This is a genomic window from Harryflintia acetispora, assembly GCA_004340125.1.
In the GTDB taxonomy this organism is placed as follows: domain Bacteria; phylum Bacillota; class Clostridia; order Oscillospirales; family Ruminococcaceae; genus Harryflintia; species Harryflintia acetispora.
The window spans coordinates 147,389-165,620 of sequence record SLUK01000003.1 but is presented as its reverse complement, the minus strand read 5'-3'; the positions used below and the strand labels follow the sequence as shown (position 1 = coordinate 165,620).

Here is an 18,232-nt window from a genome sequence, read left to right as displayed (position 1 = left end):
GCCCCCGATTTACCGCTTACTTGTTTTTCGCCTTGTGCCAGATGGAAAATTTGAGCAGGGAGAGGATCAGCAGCGCGAAGAAGAAGAGCGAGCCGATGTTCCCCAGCGAGAAGCCGCGCGCGGACAGGTCGATAAACGCACCGAAGTTCGCCGCCGCGCCCTTCATCGGGATAATGGCGAAGACCGCCAGCAGGATACCGACGATGCCCTCGCCCGCGATCATGCCGGAGGTGTAGAGGATCCCGCGGTCGATCGCATCCTTGCGCTCGGCCTCGGTGCCCTTCTTGCGGCGCTCAAAGAACCAGCGGATCACGCCACCGACCATGATCGGAACGCTCAGGTGGATCGGCAGATAGAGCCCGACCGCGAAGGGCAGCACCGGGATGCCCAGCACCTCGACCACAACCGCAATTCCAACGCCGGCGATCACCAAGGTCCAGGGCAGGTTGCCGTTCATGACGCCCTCGACGACCATCTTCATCAGCATGGCCTGCGGGGCGGGCAGCTCGGGTGTGCCGTAGCCCCAGGCCGCGTTGAGCAGGTAGAGCACGCCGCCGATGGTGATGGCCGAAGCCACGACGCCGATCAGCTCGCCGTACTGCTGCTTCTTGGGGGTGGCGCCCAGCAGGTAGCCGGTCTTGAGGTCCTGCGAGGTGTCGCCCGCGATGGCGGCCATCACGCAGATGATCGAGCCGATCGCAATCGCGCCGAGCATGCCGGGCTCACCGATCATGCCGGTCGCCTTGAGCACGATGGTGGAGAGCAGCAGCGTCGCGATCGCCATACCCGAAACCGGGTTGTTGCTGCTGCCGATCAGGCCGACCAGCCGCGAGGAGACGGTGGCGAAGAAGAAGCCGAACACGGTGATGATGACGGCGCCCAGGAGGTTTACCGGGATGACCGGAACCAGCCAGATGGCCAGCACCATCACGACGACAATGGAAATCAGGATCGGCATGGGCATATCCTGATCGGTGCGCTCGCCGCTCGAGGCCATCTTGTCGGTGAAGCTCTTCATCGCCTGGCCGAAGGTCTTGACAATCAGGGGCAGGGATTTGACCAGGCTGATGATGCCGCCCGCCGCGACCGCGCCCGCGCCAATATAGCGCAGGTAGTTGCCCCAGATTCCGAAGGAATCCAGCTCGCTGATCGGCACGGTGGCCGGGAACATGACCATGTCGCCGCCGAAGAGGCTGATCAGCGGCATGATGATCAGCCAGCTGAGGATACCGCCGGCGAACATGTAGGAGCTGATCTTCGGCCCGCAGATATAGCCCACGCCCAGCAGCGCGGGGAGCACATCCACCCCGAAGCCGGAGCCCTTATATGGGGTGATCTCGTAATGTACCTCGCTCGGGAAGACCTTGAAGCCGTCGGTGATGAGCTTATAGCCCGCCGCCAGGCCAAGGCCCGCGAAAACGGTGGTGGCCTTCGAGCCGCCCTCCTCGCCCGCGAGGAGGACCTCGGCGCAGGCGGTGCCCTCCGGGAAGGGAAGCACGCCGTGCTCCTTGACGATCAGCGCCTTTCTCAGCGGGACCATGAAGGCCACGCCGAGCACGCCGCCGGTCAGGGCGATCAGGGCGATCTCAACGACCGACGGGGCGCCCTCGCCCCATTCCTTCATCCACATAAAGATGACCGGAAGGGTGAAAATCGCGCCGGCCGCGACCGATTCACCCGCCGAGCCAATGGTCTGCACCATGTTGTTTTCCAGGATCGAGTCCTTTTTGAGGATCATCCGGATGATGCCCATCGAGATGACCGCCGCCGGGATCGAAGCCGATACGGTCATGCCCACGCGCAGACCCAGATAGGCGTTTGCCGCGCCGAAGAGGACGGCCAGCAGGATACCGAGCAGAATCGACGTCACGGTAAATTCCGGCATAACCCTGTCCGCGGAGACAAACGGTTTGAAGTTTTTCTCTTCACTCACTCTCTACCACTCCTTTTCTTTCTTATAGGTTTACCCAGCCCCAAAAACGCCACACAATTTTGTGCAGGTCCCCCAAACGGGGACCTGCATTTTTATATGCTAATTCTGAAAAAGACTGCCGTTGATAAACCTATAGATTAAGAACTTTTCATTCTCGAACAATATTATATCATTTTTGCTTTAGCACGCCAACATAAAATGTCCATTTTTCACATTTTTATGAAACAATTGTGAATAAAGGAGATTTTTCATGCCATTTTTACAATTCTTTAATGGCATTTGCCATGATTTGGAAGTTGGTCCGGATCGAATCCAGGGACCAGTACTCGTCCACCTTGTGGCACATATTCTCTTCCCCCGGCAGGAATATGCCGAAGGCCACCGCGCTCTGGAAGGCTCTGGCATAGGTTCCCCCACCGGTGGAAACCGGCTCGCGGGAATCCCCGGTGATCTCCCGGTAGACTTTTTGCAGGGTGGTCACCAGCTTCGAGTCCTTCTCCACATAGAGCGGGCCGACGTGCTGGAACTCCTCCACCGTAAAGTCCAGCGGCGCGACGGCTTCGCTGATACGCGCGAGGATGTCCTCCTTCTTTGCCGTGACCGGATAGCGGATGTCGCAGCGCAGCTCGGCGGTATGCCCGTCCACCCTGGCGACCCCGGGGTTGATGGTCAGCTTGCCGGAGGGCTCGTCGCAAAGGGCGATCCCGAGATCCTCGGCATTGGCCATTTGGCAGAGCTTCAGGAAGGGATGGTCCACCCCGTCGGCGATCAGCTCATCGCAGAGGCCGAGCAGGGCGTTGACCCCCAGCTCAGGCGCCATCGCGTGGGAGGCCTTGCCCTGGGCCTCATAGGTTTTGCCGTTTACCACGGCACTGGCGTGAGCGGGCACGATGTTGACCCGCTTGCCGCACTCCAGCTCGATCGCGGGCACGTCGGGACCGAGCTCGCGCCTGATCAGGATGTGCAAAATCCCCTTCTCCGCGAAGGTGACAGGATAGTCGGCGTCGGGCGAGAAAGCGCTCTCGGGCAGCTCCTCGGTCTGCTTGTAGCGCCTAAGGCATTTCCAGGCGCCGCTCTCCTCGTCCCCGCCCACGATCAGGCGTACCCGCTTGCCCAGTGCAAGGCCGCTGTCGGCCACCGCCTTCATCGCATAGAGCGCCACCAGGGCCGGGCCCTTGTTGTCGCAGGCGCCCCGGCCATAGAGCTTCCCGTCGCGCACCGTGCCGTCAAACGGGTCGCAGGACCACTCGCCCTCGACGGGGACGGTGTCCACATGGTTTAAAATCGCGACCATCCGCTCGCCCTTGCCCATCTCGACGTAGCCGCAGTAGCCGTCGATATTCCTGCCGCGAAAGCCGAAGCGCTCGCCCAGCCTCACGACGTAATCGATCGCGTCGCTCACGCCCTTCCCCAGCGGCGCGCCCTCGTCGCAGCCGCCGTTGACGCTCTGTATCTGCAAAAGCCCCCTGATGTCCTCGATCAGGCTTTTTTCATCCAGTTTGAATTCCATAGCGTTCACTCCTTTTTCTTTTCCTTATTATATTGGGTTTTATGGGGTTTGTAAATGCACCCCTCCTTGTAAGGGGCCGGGATGCGTGGTAAAATAATGGGTATCCGCTGGGCATGCTTCTTCCGGCGGGGACAGGAGGTTAGCATGAAAAAGACGATCTGCCTGCTGCTCTGCGCCGCGTTTGCCCTGTTCGGGGCGGGCTGCAGCGATAAGGGCTCCAACCCTGTTTCGATTTCCTTCCCCGCCTATCAGGAAGGGCAAAACGAATCGAACGCGCAAATCTACGGCACCGCGCCATTTATCGCGGCGCTGTCGCTGCCCGGCGGCTGGGAAACCCGCCTGCCCGAGGAACAGGACCGGGAAGGCGCCGGCCCGTTTTATACCAAGGTGGATTTCTACCGGGACGGGCGGTACATGGGGTTCATCGGCTTTAACACCTTCACCCCGGTGGAAGGCGAGGTGCCAAGGGAGGACTACTATAAAACAGTCTACCCCGAACTGCGCCTGGGCAGCCTCTGTCAGTGGGAGCCCTATCAGCCGGTCAAATCGGATGAAACCGGCGAAGCCGCGGTCTGCACGGTGAGCTATAAGGACCCGCAGGAGATCGACAAGCATCCGGGCGCACTGGCGGAGGTGCCGGTGGTCGAGGTGCCGGGCGTGCTCTGCTATGACAAGGAGCTCAAGGTTTACGTCGGTATTCAGTTTGCAGAGGATTCGCTCACCGACGAGCAGGCCCGGCAGGTCGCCATGAGCCTGGAGCTCCAGGCGGCACCGTGACAAAAAGCGGCTTTTATCAACTTTTTATGTCTTGCTCCGGACAATTACCCATAATTCTACAAAATATTACAGACCTGTTTTGCTAAAATATGATTGTTGGGGATTCCCATATCCCCATATTTTATTTTCCCAAACCGTCCGCGGATTCGTGGACGGTTTTTTCTTTTCAAAGTGCCGGTTGTGTGGTAAGATGCTTACATATTCCATCCGCAAAGCACAAACAATAAAATGAATCACAAGGAGGTAACCCTGCCATGAATCTTGATCTGGACGCCCTGTTTAAAATCTCCTACGGACTTTTTGTCGCCGGGGTCGAGCAGGACGGCGTGTTAAACGGATGCATCATCAACACCGCCTCGCAGGTGACTGCCGAGCCCCCGCGCCTGGTCGTCACCATGCAGAAAAACACCTATACCAGCGAGCTGATCCAAAAAAAAGGGAGCCTTTCCCTCTCCATCCTCTCGCAGGAGTGCACCATGGAAACCATCAAGCGCTTCGGCTACCGCTCGGGGCGCGAGGCGCCCAAATTTGAGGGTATCGCCTATGAGACCGACGAGAGCGGCAACCCCTATCTGAAGGACGGGGTCAACGCCGTGGTGCGCCTGCAGGTCGCGCAGACGGTGGATGTGGACACCCACCTGCTCTTTATCTGCCCCGTCCTCGGGGCCGAGAGCCGCTCGGAAGCCGCCAGCCTGACCTACGACGATTACCGGATCCTCAAGTCCGGCGGGACGCTGGGCTCCGCCGAGCGCCCGAAGGCCCCGAAGAAATGGACCTGCGCCGTCTGCCACTATGTCTACGACGGGGAGATTCCCTTTGAAGAGCTGCCGGACGACTACGTCTGCCCCATCTGCGGGGTGGGCAAGGAGAACTTTATCCTCGCTTAACAGCAGCATATGGCCGGGGCCGCGCGCCCCGGCTTTTTCTTTTGCAGCCGCCCGCGGGCGCCGCGTACCCTGTGGTAAGCCGCCGGCCTCGGGACAAGCCGGCTTTGGTAATAAATCGCCTTCTGTGACTTAGTCACAGAAGAAAATGAAGGAAATGCGTATAATAAAACTGTAATCAAAATAATAACATATAGTGAAGGGAGAAATTCATATGTCTGTTACGACCTTAACCAAAGAAAACTTCGATGCCGAGGTGCTTTCCTCGCAAAAAACCGTGCTGGTGGACTTTTGGGCCCCCTGGTGCGGGCCCTGCCGGATGGTCTCCCCCATCGTGGACGAGATCGCAAAGGAACATAACGAGGTCAAGGTGGGCAAGGTGAACATCGACGAGCAGCCCGAGCTGGCCGCCCGCTTCGGGGTGATGAGCATCCCCACCCTGATGATCGTCAAGGAGGGCGAGACGGTCGCCACCTCGGTCGGCTTCAAACCCAAGTCCTCCATCCTGCAGATGCTCAAATAAGCAGCCGGAAAACGGGCGGTGGATTGCCAAACCGCCCGCGTTCCTTTATAATAGGGAGGCTGCCCGCACAGAAAGGAACTATTATGAAACGTATTTTGTCCGCCCTGCTGGCGGCTTTTCTGCTCGCCTCCTGCGCTCCTGCCCCAGGCGGCGGGGCGAAGGAGCCGGACTCCTCCTCTTTGCCGGAGCCCACCATCTCGGCTGCTCCGGGCCTGCTTGCGCAGGAGGACGGCAAGCTCAATCCCGGCTGCCGCAGCGAGCTGGATTATCAGCTCATTCCCTTGCGGGAGGACGGGCCGGACGACTTCAGCCGCTTTGTGGCGCAAGACACCGCGGGCAACGAGGTGAATGAGAGCGTGCTCGAGGGGCGCCTGACCCTCTTCCACCTCTGGGCGAGCTACTGCGGCACCGAGGTCGAGGACATGCGGGTCCTCGGTGAGCTCGCCGCGAAGTACACCGGCGAGGGGCTCCAGGTGATCGGGGTGCCGATGGATGCGGTTGATCCCTACGGCGAGCCGGTGGAGAACGCCGGGGCGCTGATATCCGATATCCAGAAGCTCTCGGGCAGCAGCGATTTGCAGCTCTTCCCCTCGCAGGATTTGATCTCGATCAAATTAAAGGACGTTACCACCGTCCCCACCGTCTTTTTCGTGGGGGAGGACGGCAAAATGCTTTCGGAGCAGGATTACACCGGCCCGCGCGGCGAGGCTGAATGGGAAGCGATCATCAAGGCCGAGCTGGAACGCTACCGGCTCGCCCAACATTCATAGCAAACCGGCACGAAACGCCCAGAGAGGAATGATTCATATGTCAAATCTTATCGATGCGGGACAGGTTAATTTCCTGCTTGTCTTTCTGGAGGGGATTCTCTCCTTCTTCTCCCCCTGCGTCATCCCGCTGATCCCGGTCTATATCGGGTACCTGGCCGGGAATGCCAAGCACACCGATGAAAACGGGGTTATCCGCTACGAGCGCAAGAAGGTGTTCTTCCACACCGTCTTCTTCGTACTGGGAATTTCCTTCGCCTTTTTCATCCTGGGGCTCTCGTTCACGGCGATCGGCAGCTTCTTCGGCGAGCACCGCACCCTGATGACCCGGCTGGGCGGTATCCTGATCGTGCTGCTGGGGCTCTTCCAGGTGGGCTTCCTCGATTTCAAATTCCTGCAGCGCGAACACAAGCTGCACCCCCGGCTCAACATCAAAGAAGTCAACCCGCTGATTGCCTTTGTGATGGGCTTCACCTTCAGCTTTGCCTGGACTCCCTGCGTGGGCCCCGCCCTCTCGTCGGTGCTGATCATGGCCTCGGGCGCCAAGAGCGCGATGACCGGAAACCTGCTGGTGCTGGTCTATGCGCTGGGCTTCGTCATCCCCTTCCTGCTGCTGGGGCTCTTCACCACCCAGGTGCTGGAGTTTTTGCGCGGCAAGCAGAAATTGCTCAAATACACCGTCAAGGCGGGCGGCGTGCTGCTGATTTTAATCGGTATCATCACCTTCACCGGCTGGATGAACGGGGTAAGCGGATATTTGAGCTCCCTGAGCCTCGGCTCCGCCAGCTCCTCGCAAGACACCTCCGATCCCTCCCCGAGCGCGCCGGACGCGCAGGAGCCCTCAGGCGGGTCCCCTGAAAGTTCCTCCGGCTCCTCTTCCGAGCCTCAGACGGTGCCCGGGCCTGACTTCACCCTTTCGGATCAGTTCGGCAACGAGCACACCCTCTCCGATTATCAGGGCAAGGTGGTGCTGCTCAACTTCTGGACCACCTGGTGCACCTACTGCAAGAAGGAGATGCCCGACTTGCAGGAGTTGTATGAGGAATACGGAAACAACGAGAGGGACGTCGTCATCCTCGGGGTGGCGAACCCCCGCACCAGCGACAATCCCAACGCCCACGACAGCGAAACCCTGGAGGGGATCACCAAGTTTTTGGAAAACGGCAGCTACACCTACCCGGTGGTGATGGACCTCGATGGAGAGGTGTTTTACAACTACGGCGTCAACTCCTACCCCACCACCGTGCTGCTCGATATGGAAGGGAACCTGCTGGGCTACGCCCCCGGGGCGCTGACCAAGGACATCCTCAAAAACGCCCTTGACCAGGCGGTGTCCGACGGCAAAAAAGACAAGTAACACAAAAGCCATCCATATGTAAGTATTGAAAGCAAAGCTTCCAATACTTTGAAGGGGGCGCAACGCATACCTCCGCCCTAATGAAATGAGAGGGCCCCCTTCACTTATTTTTACAGGCCGGAAATTCCATCCGCCTCCAGCAGGTTCTGGGCATACCGCTCGAGCTTCGCCACCGTCTGGATTCGCTCGCCATTGCGGGCCACCAGCTGGCGGATGTGTTCGGGCAGGGTATTGTAATAGGCCCTGGCTCCCGGACACTGCTGGAGCAGGGACTGAAGACTGACCGGCGCATTCCGCTTGACTCTCGGCACTAAAATCGCCTCCTTGCCGTCCATCTTTGGGAGCTTCCTCCCGCGCTTAGTGTGCACAGGCGGACAGAAGGCATACTTGCCGTTTTTTGGTCAGGGGCTTGGATTCCCATCTCAAAATGTGATACACTGGCAGCAGGTATCATGCGCCTCGGGCGCACCGCGACAAACGCAATAACAAGCAAGGAGGGAGCGCCTTGGCGCAGCAGGACAGGATGTTTGACATCCCGGGCTTCACTTATTTTTCCAGCGGGAACGACTATACCGGCGGCTGCCATGGTTTCCGGTATAAGCTCTATTTAAAGGACGATCTTCACGCCGCCTGGTGGGAGGACGACCTCTGTTTTGAAAAATGCACCATCCGCGAGGAGGAGACCTTCCCAGCCGATGCGGACGGCCTTACGGCCGCTATCGCTTGGCTGCGCGAGCGAGCGCCGTTTTGATCAGCCCTCGTCCACGATCGTTTCAAGGCACTTGATCAGGTCGAGCAGGGTGTTGATCTCGACATTCCTCTTGAGGATTTCATTCTTGAGGTCGATCGACAGGTTTTCAAAATAGGGACGGACCTTTTCGGACACATGGGACATGCAAATTCCCCCGTTTTTAAAAGTTTGCGCCCTTGCGGCGCTTCTTTTATTAGCATGGCCCTTTCCGCTGAGATTATGATTCTTTCATGCAAAGTCATGGCCGCGTCCCCGGGGACGCGGCCATGACTTTTAAATAATTTCCTTTTCTTTGTTTTCCTCAATCAGCCGCCCGATCGCCTCATCGGTATAGGAGAGCAGCCGCCCGAAGCCCTCGGCGATCTCCCTGCGCGCTTCATCCCGGTACGCTCCGGCGGCGCAAAGCCGCGCCTTTTGCGCCTTCAGCGCCAGGTATTCTTCCAAATCCGATTCGTTTTTGTAAAAAATCAGGTTGTAGGTTCCCCGGTTGAGCGTCACCGGAAAGAGATCGGTGAGCAGCGGCTCGTCCTCGGCGTAGCAACGCGTGCCATACTGGCTGCAAATCTTTTCGGCAAACGGGAGGTAGGAGTCCCGCTCCTCCCGGCTAGGGCAAGGATGGGCGAGCGCCATTCGCTTGACCCCGGCGCGCACCACCTCGTTGAATGCGTCGATCACCCCGCAGGCATAGGAAAACTGGTCCAGCTCCTTCATGCCATCCCTCCATTCTCTGCCGGGCATACGCCCGGCAAATAGATTTCCGCCCCTATCATAGCGCAAAACCGACGGACAAGCAAGGGAGGCAAAAGCTGTCCTCCGGGGCAAAATTATGCTATAATAGCTGCATAACGGCCATTTAGCATCTATTGGCCCGCCTGCGGCTATATCAATGACAAAGGGGGACTTATCATGTTCAATACTCTGCCTCTGACCGGTCTTGCGGCTTCCTGGTGCCGCTGCATGGACGTACCGCCGCCCAGTTCGGCCGGGCCCGCGCTCGACGCGCTCTGCCGGCCTGTCCTTGCGGGACGCACTTCCTGTGACCGGCTGCTCATCTATAACCCCGACGCGCTCGGGATGTGGCTCTGCCAGAAGTATGCTGGGGATTTCGCTCCCGTGCGCGCCTGGGCGCCCATCGAGCTGGAACTCGCAACCGTCATGCCCGCCGTCACCCCGGTCTGCTTTGCCAGCATGTACACCGGCGCTAGGCCCCAGGTACACGGGATCCAGAAATACGAAAAGCCGGTGGTGAAGACCCCGACCCTCTTCGACGCGCTGTCCGCCGCCGGAAAGCGGACCGCGCTGGTCGCGGTGCAGGACAGCAGCCTGGCCGTCATCTTCGGCGGGCGAAAGATCGACTACCATATCCTCCCGGACGACGGCGCGGTGGTGGAAAAGGCGCTGGAACTGATCGGAGAGGACCGATACGACTGCATCGTCTGCTACAACCAGGACTATGACGACGCCATCCACGACACCGTGCCCGAGAGTGCTGACAGCCTCGCCGCCATGCGCCGGCACATCGCCGATTTCGACCGCCTCGCCGCCAGGGCGAAGTCGTGCTGGAGCGCGCATGACACGCTCCTTTGCTTCGCGCCCGATCACGGCACCCACATCGACGAAACCGGGCATGGCAACCACGGCGACTACATCCCGGAGGACATCAACATCCTGCACTTTTACGGGGTCCTGGCAAAGGAGGCGGGCCGATGATACGGTTGATCGCCTCGGACATGGACGGCACCCTGCTCGATGGGCAGGACCAGCTGCCGCCCGGCTTTTGGGGCCTGCTTGCCCGGCTGCGGGAGCAGGATATTCATTTTGTCGTGGCCAGCGGCCGCCCCTATATCGGGCTGCAGGACATCTTCCAGGACAGCCCGGTGCAGCCCGACTTCATCTGCGACAACGGCGCTTACCTGGTGGAGGGCGGCGAGTTGGCCGCGGTGCACACCATTGAACGCGAAAAACTGCTGCGGCTGCTCGGGGTGCTGGGCTCGCTGCCCGGGGTTTTCGTCAGCCTGTGCGGGCTGCAGGGATGCTACGTGCTCCCCTCCGTCGAGAACCTGCCGCCCGAGATCCTGAGCTTTTATCAAAAAAGCAAGATCGTGAGCGACCTGACAAAGGTGGAGGATGAAATCTTCAAGGTCAGCGTGGACGACATACACGAGCCCCAAAACAACTCCTACCCCGCCCTGCAAAAGGTATTCGGGGACGGGTTGTCCCTCCAGATTTCGGCCGGCACCTGCATGGACGTCATGGACGCCGGGATCAACAAGGGCGTCGCCCTACGGGATTTGCAGCGGCGCCTCGGGATCACCCCCGACGAGACGATGGCCTTCGGGGATTATTTCAACGACGTCGGGATGCTGCAAAGCGCCAAATACAGCTTCGCCATGGAGAACAGCCACCCCGACATCTTTCGGCATGCCGCCTACCGCGCCAAAAGCAACCGCGAATACGGCGTAATCCAGGCGATCGAGACGTACGTCTTTAGCCCGGAGGGTTAAACCGGAATAATTGCCAAAAAACGAAACGGACCTGTATTGTGTGACAAAACCGCAGCAATACAGGCCCGTTTCTCTTCATTTTCTGAATCTTTTGGTTCCAAAAATGATAATTGTTCATAAATTGATAACAAATTTGTTAACTTGTTCACAATCAGGCCATCCGCTTGCTTCCGACAAAAATGCCACACGACCGGCGGTCCCGTTCGGATATTGATAATCCAAAGCCGCAAACTGTCACTTGCGACGGGGAGGGAGCGAATGATACTCTATATATTGACAAAATCACCAAGCGCACTGCCAGGGGCGGCACAATCCTTGTGGCAGTTGCCCTGTTTTTTCCAGCAACTTTGAGGTGTGTGTAGCCCGGCCCTTCTTATTATATTAGGAGAGGCTGGGTGAAATAAATTTGCAAAGGAGTATTAAAATGAAAAAGGCAAGCAGAATATCCGCGGCCCTGATCGCCATGGCAATGCTGCTCTCGTCTCTGGCCGGCTGCGGCAGCAAGACCGAAGCAGAGCCCGCCGAGAGCGCGCCGGCCGGTGAGAGCTCCGCCGCTTCGCAGGCTACCCCCGAGGGCGAGCCCGCCGCCGAGGGGATCACCGAGACCCCCCTGCCGATCAGCGCGGAAAAGATCGAACTCAACTTCTGGTGGCCCTATGCCGAGGACCTGGCCGAGCTCAAGGACCCCAACGACGGCGAGTTCTATCAGGCGCTGGAGGAGAAGACCAACGTACATATCAACTGGATCATTCCCGCCGAGGGCAGCGAGACCGATGCCTATAACCTGCTGTTCGCTTCCGACGATATGCCCGACATCGTCATGCAGCTGCTGAGCAGAAACATGCTCTACCGCGGCGGCCAGGACAAGGCCATCGACGACGGGTTCTTCGCGGAGCTCAACGATTACACCCAGTATATGCCCAACTACATGGGCTTCCTGGACAAAAATCCGTCGCTTAAAAAAGACGTCGTGACCGACAGCGGCAAGCGCTACGGCATGTACCAGCTGTTCGACCGCGTATGCATCACCGAGAGCGGCCTGGCCGTGCGTCAGGACTTCCTCGACAAGCTCGGCCTCGATCGCCCGGTCACCTATGACGACTGGCACGAGATGCTCGCCGGCTTCAAATCCCTGGGCTGCCAGGCTCCCCTCTATCTGCAGAACACCGGTATTCCGCAGTTCGGCGAGCTGAGCGCAGGATTCGGCGTTGCGCCCGAGTTCTTCCAGGTCGACGGCACCGTCAAGTACGGCCCGGTCGAAGCCGGCTACAAGGAGTACGTCACCCTGATGAACCAGTGGTACAGCGAAGGCCTGATCGATCCTGACTTCATGGCCCGCACCGGTTCCTTCACCTCGATCGACAACGAGATGATGTTCAACGACAACATCGGCGCCTGCGTCACCTGGACCACCCGCTGCGACAAGAACTATGTCGAGCGCGGCGCCAAGAACGAAGACCTGCGCCTGGTCGGCGTTGCGCCTCCCGTGCAGAACGCGGGCGACACCACCCACATCCGCAGCGACGACTTCCAGACCGGCTCCGTCTACTCCTTCTCCGCCAACAGCGAGCACCTCGTCGAGGCGATCGAGTGGATGGATTACCACTACAACTATGACGTGGCTCTGGACGCCAACTACGGCCTCGACGACGGCAGAAGCTTCAACATGGTCGACGGCAAGCGCATCCTCAGCTACGACTTCCGCTACAGCAATCCCGAGGGCGTTTCCCCGACCGCGTTCTTCATCAAGTACGCCGTCAAGGATGCTCCTCTGAAGATTCCGGATTACCAGACCGACATCTTCCTGCCGCTGCAGAAGGAGTCCATGGACGCCTGGTGCAGCCAGCCGGATGATTGGATGATGCCGATCAACATCACCATGACCGCGGAAGAGAACACCACCTACTCCTCCCTGATGGCCGACATCAAGACCTTCGTGGACGAGAACACCGTGAGCTTCATCTCCGGCACCAAGAGCCTGGATGAGTACGACGCCTTCGTCGAGCAGATCAAAGCAATGGGCATCGACGACGCCATCGCCATTCAGCAGGCCGCCCTCGACCGTTACAACAACCGTCCCGGCGAATAAGGGATTCCTTTGTGAGAAAAGGGAGAGGGTTCGCCTCTCCCTTTTCCCCTATTCTTTTTGACTCACCCACAACCGTTTTTTGTAAAGGGGGCCATACCATGCCAACTGCAACCGCGGCAAAGCCAAAAACCATCCAGACCGCAAAAGCGGCTGACGAGCTCAAGGCCCGCAAGGAGCTGGAAAAAAAGGACCGCAACCGCCTTATCCGGCGGGATTTAAAGCAGAACTATGCGGTCTATCTCATGCTTCTTCCGGTCATCGCCTATTTCATCATCTTCCACTACCTGCCCATGGGCGGTATCGCCATGGCGTTCCAGGACTTCTCCTTCCGCCTTGGCTTCTTAGGCAGCCCGTTCGTCGGGTTCAAGCATTTTCTCGCATTCTTCAATTCCATCTATTTCTTCCGTCTGCTCAAAAACACCCTGCTGCTGAGCATGTACGGACTGCTCATTTCCTTCCCGGTTCCGATCATTCTGGCGCTGCTGCTCAACGAAGTGCGCAACCAGCGCTTTAAAAAGACGGTCCAGACCATCTCCTACCTCCCCTACTTCATCTCGGTGGTGGTCGTGGTCGGTATTTTACAGGACTTCACCAAAAGCCAGGGCCTGCTCACCCAGCTTTCCGTCCTCCTGGGCGGCGACGGGGGCAACCTGCTCGGCAAGCCCGAAGCCTTCCGCGCGCTGTTCATCGGCTCGAACGTCTGGCAGCACATCGGCTACTCCTCGATCATCTACATCTCCGCTTTGAGTGGGATCGACCAGGAGCTCTACGAGGCGGCCAAGATCGACGGCGCGGGCCGCTGGAAGCAGACGCTGCACGTCACCCTGCCGGGGCTCATGCCTACCATCGTCATCCTCTTCATCATGCGCCTGGGCGAGGTCATGACCCTGGATTATGAGAAGGTGCTGCTGATGTACGGCCCCTCGACCTATCAGACGGCCGACATCATCCAGACCTACGTTTACCGGATCGGTTTGCAAAACGGAGATTACAGCTACGCCACGGCGGTGGGGCTCTTCAACTCGCTGATCAATTTCATCGTGATCTTTATTGCCAATAAGATCAGCCAGAAGGTCGGCGAAACCAGCCTGTGGTAGAAAGGAGGAAGAACACGATGGGAGACAGACGTACGACCGGCGAAAAAATCTTCGCCGTATTCAACACCATTTTCCTTGTCATTCTGGCGGTGGTCTTCATCCTCCCGGTCTGGCATGTGGCCATGAGCTCGATCAGCGACCCGGACGTACTGCAGGCAAACAGCCAGCTGGCGCTCAAGCCCCTGGGAGAGGCCACCCTGGGCGGCTTCAAGTTCGTGCTCGACAACCCGAACATCCTGCGCGCCTATGGAAACACCGTCATCTACGTGGCGGGGGCCACCCTCTTCGCGATGGCGATCACCATCCTGGCGGCCTATGGGCTTTCGCGCAAGGACCTCTTTTTCCGTAAGCCGCTGCTTTTCCTGCTGACCTTTACCATGATCTTCAGCGGAGGATTGATCCCGACCTACATGATCGTGCGCAATCTGAACCTGATCGACACCATGTGGGCGCTGATCATCCCGGGCACCGTGTCGGTGTACAACATCATCGTCATGCGCACCTCGTTCGCCGCCATCCCGGACGCGCTGACCGAGGCGGCCAAGATCGACGGCGCGGGGCATTTGCGCATCCTCTTCCAGATCGTGCTGCCGGTTTCCAAGGCGGTGCTGGCGGTCATCGTGCTGTTCTACGCGATCAAAAACTGGAACGCATGGTTCAACGCTTCGATCTACTTGCAGAGGAGAAGAGACCTTTTCCCGCTGCAGCTGACCCTGCGCGAGATCATTTTGCAGACCTCGAACAACTCGATCGTCAGCGAGAACTCCGACCCGACCGCGATCGACCGCTTCCGCCCCTTAGTCAAGTACTGCACCATCATGATTTCGATCATCCCGATGCTCGTGATCTATCCCTTCGTGCAGAAATACTTTGTCTCGGGCGTCATGATCGGTTCGATCAAGGGTTAATGCCCGGCCGTGATCTTGCGGTAGGTCGCGGGCGTGACCCCCTCCAGCTTTTTGAAGGCACGGATCAGGGCGAGGGAATTGCTGTAGCCGACCGCTGCGGCAACCTCGCCCACAGTGCCGGGGGTCCCCTTGAGCAGCAGCTTCGCCTCGTCCACCCTTTTTTGGCTGATGTATTCCAGCACGCCGGTGTGGACCGACTTCTTAAACAGCCGCAGCAGATAGCTCTGGCTGACCGAGAACTGTTCGGAGATCGACGCGACGCTCAGATTCGGGTCCGAATAATTTTGATCGATATATTCCATAATAGAGACCACCTGGACCGGCGACGAGCCGGCTTCGGTGTGCTGCGTGAGGGCACGGTGAATGGATGCGAAGGTATCCTCTGCCAGTGCCCTTAATTCGTTCATGGTCCTCGCGCCCTCCACCGCGGCGGCCAGCGCATGGAGCTGCTCGCCCGCCGGCAGGTGCAGCACCGAGCGGTAGACCTCGCCGAGGGTGGAGAAGGTGTACAGCCGCGCATAGAAGAAGGAGCGCTCCTGCCCGGCCATCTGCTCGCCCAGGATGGCGCCGAAGAGGGAGAGCGCCTCGGCGCGCTCCCCGGCGGCGACCGCCGCGCTCAGCTGCTGGCTCATCACCGAAAGCGGCGCCTCCGGCTCCTCGGGCGCCTCATAGCGGATGTCCTCCCGGCTGGCGGTACGCGTTTCGATGTGGAAACTCTCCATCTGCTCGAGCCCCCAGCTGACCTCCTTGTAGGCCTCGTGGATACCGCGCATCCCCTCGCAGACCGCGCTCAGATAGCACTGCATACGGATGTCGAACCGGCTCTCGGTGAAGCTGACCGCCTTGCGGCAGATTTCCTGCAGCTGCGCGTCGGTCCCCTCCCCCGGCTCGCCGTGCAGGTTCACCACGCAGTAGAGGGTCCCGGCATAGTCGCAGCAGTAGCCGGCATAGTCCTGCTGCAGCAGCTCCTCGAGCACCGAGGCGACCATGAAATTGACCATGGTCAGCGTATCCTCGTCCTCCGAAATGGCCTTCTCCTCGAAGAGCGCGCTGCTGTCCTCGATGATGACCCCGATCACCAGGAAGCGTTCGCTGGTGAAGTCGAGCTGGTAGTCGGTGCAGACCGCCCGGAAGGTCTGCTCGCTGTGGATTTTCCCGCGCAGCATCTGCACCAGCCAGAGCTGGCGCAGGTCCTTCTTCTGGTGGTCGAGCTGCTCCTCGTAGTCCTTGTTTTGTTTGAGCAGTTCGCCCAGGCCCTGCTCGAGGATCGAGAAATCGTCCCCCGAGCGCGCGGGCGCGCTGGAGAGACGCTTGAGGAACATATCGCTCATCCGGCGCACCGGGGTATAATTCTTCTTGGAGAAGTACAGCGAAATGGCCGCCCCCGCAAAGAGGCAGAAAATCAAAAAGGCGAAATAGATGTAGCGGATCTGCCGCAGCTGGGCGGCATAGTGCTCCACCGAGCTCAGGGAGAGCAGCTTCCAGCCGGTGATTGCCGAGGTGGAAACCACGACCGCCTGCTTGCTGCTTCCGATGTTCACGATCTCGGTCCCGTCGTGCAATCCGACATCGTAGAGGATTTCCCCGGGCAGCACCTGGCCCGCGTCCGGCGCCAGATACCGCCCGTCCGGCGCGATGGCCCAAACCTGTTGGTTGAGCCCGGGCTCCCCCACATGGTAGCTCTCGAGAAGGTTTTCGATCGAACGCGCGTCCAGGATGAACATACAGACCGCGTCCGGCTCTCCGGTATAGAGCCCGTCCGAAAGCAGCACCGCGACCTTCTGCGCCCCGCCATCCGATGACTGCGGGTCGCGCAGCAGCTTGACGGTCAGCCTTCCCTCGGCCCCCGACCAGGAGGCGAAGGTGGAAAAATCGGTCCAGAAGCGTTCCTTCAGCGTATGCTCAAACGATTCCTGTTTGAGGATCCCGCCGGTCGAGGCCGCCACCTGCGCGGCGGGGAAATAGACATAAATCTCCTTGATGTAGCTGCCGAAGGCGCTCTTCTTGGTCAGCTCGGACTGCAGGGTGCCGATCCGCTGCAGCTTGGCCGGAGTCAGCGGCGAGGGGGCGTACATCAGCGAGAGCACCTTCTCGTCCGAAAGGATCTGACGCCCGGTGCTCATCAATTCGCCGAACACCCGGTCGATCGACTCGTTGGTCTGCGCCAGGGTGATCTGGTTGATCTTGGAGATGTTTTTTTCTATGATGCCATAGGCCGTATGGTAGACCATCCAGCTAAACAGCAGCGGAAGAAGCAGGACCGCCAGATAGGATACGACCCAGGTTGTAAACAGGCTGTTTCGCTTCTTGCTCTCCAAACAGCTTTCCCTCCCGTATGCTTGCCGCATGTGCGCAAACTATAGTTTTAATGATGCCGCCATCCCGAACGAATTTTTGTGCAGGCCTCTGAAGCAGGGCCTGTTTTTTTATTGCTTTCCAACAAAAATTCCGTATATTACAAAATGTATAATTTTCCCAATCGCATTCCAAAAATTTTATACAATACTATTATTTTATCACGCACACCCGCAAAACGCAAATGAGTTTTTCTCTTGACCCATGCGGTATACTGTTAGTGGAAAGGAGATTTCAAGCCATGACCTATTCCATCGTTTATGTGAGCCGCACCGGGAACACCCGCCTGATCGCCGAGGCCATCCGGGACGCGCTGCCAGGTAAAGACTGCCTCTACTTCGGACCGCCCTCCCCCGATGCGCTGGAAGCCGGGCTGATCCTCGCGGGCTTTTGGACGGACAAGGGAAGCTGCAGCGAAGCCTTCACCCGCTTTCTTGCCACCCTCTCCGGCAAGCGGGTGGCTCTGTTCGGCACGGCGGGCTTCGGCGGCGCGCCGGAATACTTTGAGCAGATCCTCGCGCGGGTGCGCTCCCTGCTGCCCGAAGACAGCAGCTTCGCCGGGGGCTTTCTGTGCCAGGGGAGGATGCCGGAGGCGGTCGGGGCGCGCTACCGCGCCGCCCTTGCCGAAAAGGCGGAGGATACGCGAAGCCGCGCCCTGCTGGAAAACTTCGAGCAGGCGCGCTCCCATCCCGACTCCGGCGACCTCAAAAGGGCCGCGGCCTTTGCCGCGGGACTGACGGGGAACTGATCAAAAAGGGCCCGCAGACTATCATCTGC

General features: G+C 59.1%; 18 protein-coding genes. 12 read left to right on the top strand and 6 right to left on the bottom strand.

Going from position 1 to position 18,232, the window contains the following annotated elements:
* Positions 1-16 precede the first annotated feature (16 nt).
* Positions 17-1,933 (bottom strand): OPT family oligopeptide transporter, encoded by a 1,917-nt coding sequence (locus tag EDD78_RS05440; RefSeq protein WP_079698986.1) that lies wholly within the window; start codon positions 1,931-1,933, stop codon positions 17-19.
* Between the two features lie 259 nt (positions 1,934-2,192).
* On the bottom strand, positions 2,193-3,443 hold the full coding sequence (locus EDD78_RS05435) for a Sapep family Mn(2+)-dependent dipeptidase (RefSeq protein ID WP_132084234.1): 1,251 nt from the start codon (positions 3,441-3,443) through the stop codon (positions 2,193-2,195).
* 144 nt (positions 3,444-3,587) lie between these two features.
* Here EDD78_RS05435 and EDD78_RS05430 point away from each other — a divergent pair, with 144 nt between their 5' ends.
* The 5 genes from EDD78_RS05430 to EDD78_RS05410 all read left to right on the top strand — a co-directional run bounded on the left by EDD78_RS05430 (position 3,588) and on the right by EDD78_RS05410 (position 7,751).
* Positions 3,588-4,220, top strand: a complete 633-nt coding sequence (locus EDD78_RS05430; RefSeq protein ID WP_132084233.1) for a hypothetical protein — start codon at positions 3,588-3,590, stop codon at positions 4,218-4,220.
* Between the two features lie 254 nt (positions 4,221-4,474).
* Positions 4,475-5,107: a flavin reductase gene (locus EDD78_RS05425; protein ID WP_132084295.1), complete on the top strand. Its 633-nt coding sequence runs from the start codon at positions 4,475-4,477 to the stop codon at positions 5,105-5,107.
* Positions 5,108-5,318: 211 nt separating this feature from the next.
* Positions 5,319-5,627, top strand: a complete 309-nt coding sequence (gene trxA, locus EDD78_RS05420) for a thioredoxin (RefSeq protein WP_079698982.1) — start codon at positions 5,319-5,321, stop codon at positions 5,625-5,627.
* Between the two features lie 83 nt (positions 5,628-5,710).
* A complete protein-coding gene (locus EDD78_RS05415; protein WP_132084232.1) occupies positions 5,711-6,397 on the top strand; it encodes a TlpA family protein disulfide reductase in 687 nt (228 codons plus the stop codon).
* 37 nt (positions 6,398-6,434) lie between these two features.
* The gene (locus EDD78_RS05410) at positions 6,435-7,751 is read left to right on the top strand and encodes a redoxin domain-containing protein (protein ID WP_132084231.1); all 1,317 of its coding nucleotides are present in this window, start codon (positions 6,435-6,437) and stop codon (positions 7,749-7,751) included.
* Positions 7,752-7,861: 110 nt separating this feature from the next.
* Here the strand turns inward: EDD78_RS05410 and EDD78_RS05405 are convergent, their stop codons facing one another.
* Complete coding sequence (locus tag EDD78_RS05405; RefSeq protein WP_132084230.1) at positions 7,862-8,062, bottom strand: hypothetical protein; 201 nt, start codon at positions 8,060-8,062, stop codon at positions 7,862-7,864.
* Between the two features lie 194 nt (positions 8,063-8,256).
* Here EDD78_RS05405 and EDD78_RS05400 point away from each other — a divergent pair, with 194 nt between their 5' ends.
* Complete coding sequence (locus EDD78_RS05400; RefSeq protein ID WP_079698978.1) at positions 8,257-8,502, top strand: hypothetical protein; 246 nt, start codon at positions 8,257-8,259, stop codon at positions 8,500-8,502.
* Here EDD78_RS05400 and EDD78_RS05395 read toward each other — a convergent pair whose 3' ends face one another.
* Entirely contained in the window at positions 8,503-8,646 is a 144-nt protein-coding gene (locus tag EDD78_RS05395) for a molecular chaperone GroEL (protein WP_079698977.1), read from the bottom strand. It lies immediately after the preceding gene.
* A gap of 129 nt (positions 8,647-8,775) precedes the next feature.
* On the bottom strand, positions 8,776-9,213 hold the full coding sequence (locus EDD78_RS05390) for a hypothetical protein (protein ID WP_132084229.1): 438 nt from the start codon (positions 9,211-9,213) through the stop codon (positions 8,776-8,778).
* Between the two features lie 195 nt (positions 9,214-9,408).
* On the opposite strand from EDD78_RS05390, the gene EDD78_RS05385 reads away from it, so the two are divergent.
* The 5 genes from EDD78_RS05385 to EDD78_RS05365 all read left to right on the top strand — a co-directional run bounded on the left by EDD78_RS05385 (position 9,409) and on the right by EDD78_RS05365 (position 15,100).
* Entirely contained in the window at positions 9,409-10,212 is an 804-nt protein-coding gene (locus EDD78_RS05385) for a hypothetical protein (RefSeq protein ID WP_132084228.1), read from the top strand.
* Positions 10,209-11,006, top strand: a complete 798-nt coding sequence (locus EDD78_RS05380; RefSeq protein WP_132084227.1) for an HAD family hydrolase — start codon at positions 10,209-10,211, stop codon at positions 11,004-11,006. Before EDD78_RS05385 ends, EDD78_RS05380 begins: the two co-directional genes overlap by 4 nt.
* 424 nt (positions 11,007-11,430) lie before the next feature.
* Positions 11,431-13,095, top strand: coding sequence for a type 2 periplasmic-binding domain-containing protein (locus EDD78_RS05375; RefSeq protein WP_132084226.1), 1,665 nt, complete (start codon positions 11,431-11,433; stop codon positions 13,093-13,095).
* Between the two features lie 98 nt (positions 13,096-13,193).
* Positions 13,194-14,192, top strand: a complete 999-nt coding sequence (locus EDD78_RS05370; RefSeq protein ID WP_079698972.1) for an ABC transporter permease — start codon at positions 13,194-13,196, stop codon at positions 14,190-14,192.
* 17 nt (positions 14,193-14,209) lie between these two features.
* The gene (locus EDD78_RS05365; protein WP_079698971.1) at positions 14,210-15,100 is read left to right on the top strand and encodes a carbohydrate ABC transporter permease; all 891 of its coding nucleotides are present in this window, start codon (positions 14,210-14,212) and stop codon (positions 15,098-15,100) included.
* Here the strand turns inward: EDD78_RS05365 and EDD78_RS05360 are convergent.
* Positions 15,097-17,418, bottom strand: a complete 2,322-nt coding sequence (locus EDD78_RS05360) for an AraC family transcriptional regulator (RefSeq protein ID WP_165873118.1) — start codon at positions 17,416-17,418, stop codon at positions 15,097-15,099. The two genes, EDD78_RS05365 and EDD78_RS05360, sit on opposite strands and share 4 nt — an antisense overlap.
* 278 nt (positions 17,419-17,696) lie before the next feature.
* On the opposite strand from EDD78_RS05360, the gene bilS reads away from it, so the two are divergent.
* Complete coding sequence (gene bilS, locus EDD78_RS05355) at positions 17,697-18,203, top strand: flavodoxin family protein BilS (protein ID WP_132084224.1); 507 nt, start codon at positions 17,697-17,699, stop codon at positions 18,201-18,203.
* Positions 18,204-18,232 lie beyond the last annotated feature (29 nt).